This is a genomic window from Paraliobacillus sp. JSM ZJ581, from assembly GCF_044383835.1.
Classification (GTDB): domain Bacteria; phylum Bacillota; class Bacilli; order Bacillales; family Amphibacillaceae; genus Paraliobacillus.
Genome location: NZ_JBISEP010000066.1, coordinates 1 through 1603, shown reverse-complemented (window position 1 = coordinate 1603; position 1603 = coordinate 1). Strand labels below are relative to the sequence as shown.

The following is a 1603-nucleotide window of genomic DNA, read 5'->3' as shown; positions in this document are numbered from 1 at the left end:
AAACCATATGCAATACAGAGTCAAAATTGTACATTACTAAATAATCAAAAATGTACATTCTTATGTTGACATTTATAGTTCTATCCTGTAAGTAATAAGTAAGTCATTCGACACTAGGTAGCCCCTCATAAATAAACCTTGAAAGGCACTTTGCCAATCAAGGTTTCAAATAAATTACATTATATCTTAGGTATATCAATCTCTTTGCCTGGAGACTTACTAATTAGAACGTCAGGAAGGTCTGGCTTATTCTTTTTTATCTTATATTTTTGAATTTTTGTTAAATTAGTGTCAAAGGAAATGCCTTGTGATTTAAAGTCTAGGCTTAGTAGTTTATTATAATTCTTCCTCAAAAAAACTTTCCATTCCTCTAACGAAGAACTTGAAATTTCATCTAAACTCTCTAACAAACGATAGCCATCTGCATAATGAAACATTAGTAAACTAGTCCCTAAATCACAAGCCTCATTATCCAAGATAACTGTTGGTACTTCAAACCCACTATTCCAATTATAATTGGCAGCAAAGTAATGGAGTATTAGTGAATTATCTACTTTTTTAACTGGCTGATTAAAATATTCATATCTGTATTATAAAGCAACCCTACCAGATAAGTAATTTCTGAGTTAACCATCAACTAAACCAATTCTCATCCCTTTAAGATTTCTCTTACTCATAATTTGTAGCAGCAATAAAATCAAAAGCACCTGTTGAACTAATTTCATTTTTATACTCAAAATTATATATTAAAATTACTGCATTATATGATTTCTTTAGGTTTATACTTTTCTGAATTTTTGGGATGACAATTTCTTCATACGAACACCCATCCAATAATACTGAAATATCACTATTACTATTCTTATAGACCCCCTTTTCTATAGTATCCTCATCTGTTTCATCCATATCAATATTAAAATCGATAAAAAATTGGGATGGGACAGACTCGCCATCCTCATCATACGTTAAATCAACATACTCTCCAATTGAGTCCTCATCGTTAATATTCCCTAACCAAATTGAAACCCACCCTTGTTTTTCCATTATAGTACCCTCCTACTTTAATCTTAGACCTTGTGGTAAAGACGAAACTCCACCCTCTAATCTATAATTAGCCCAGTTATTAAGTCGTCTAACAAATGTATTATAGTCGCTAGAAGTATCTATTATTGCTAACAATTCATTATGTGCCTTAGTTGATCCTAACCCTCCATGAACACCGTTTGGATTGACAAATTTGACATCTGATATATCTGTTCTTAAATCTTTAATCTCCTCAGCACCAATATTCCAATACTTAAATTGAGGAGCCCTTGAAACTAAGTGCCACTCATGTAATCCTCCTGGTTCTCTTAGTTGGCGTTCAATTTTCTTTCTAATCTTTTTATCTTTCCAAAGTTCGTCTAGTTCACTACTTGTAAGGGAATTGAAGAATTCATTAAAATTCCCACTCTTTGCAGTTGGTATATCATCAACAGTTAGTTTAGTTATATCTTTAACATTACCCGTACCCTTAGTAACTTTCACAAAGCTCGTGTGTATCTCTTGTTGTACGTGAGTATCGCGCATCGCGTTGATAGGTAAGCGTGGGCCTCCTGCCATC

1 protein-coding gene and 2 pseudogenes are annotated in these 1603 nt (G+C 33.0%); all 3 read right to left on the bottom strand.

The window, feature by feature from the left end:
• Window positions 1-179: 179 nt before the first annotated feature.
• Window positions 180-634: pseudogene (locus tag ACH6CY_RS15645) on the bottom strand (DUF4274 domain-containing protein).
• A gap of 35 nt (window positions 635-669) precedes the next feature.
• Window positions 670-1044: an immunity 22 family protein gene (locus ACH6CY_RS15640; RefSeq protein ID WP_374068235.1), complete on the bottom strand. Its 375-nt coding sequence runs from the start codon at window positions 1042-1044 to the stop codon at window positions 670-672.
• Between the two features lie 12 nt (window positions 1045-1056).
• Window positions 1057-1603, bottom strand: a pseudogene (locus ACH6CY_RS15635) (hypothetical protein); the annotation flags it as partial.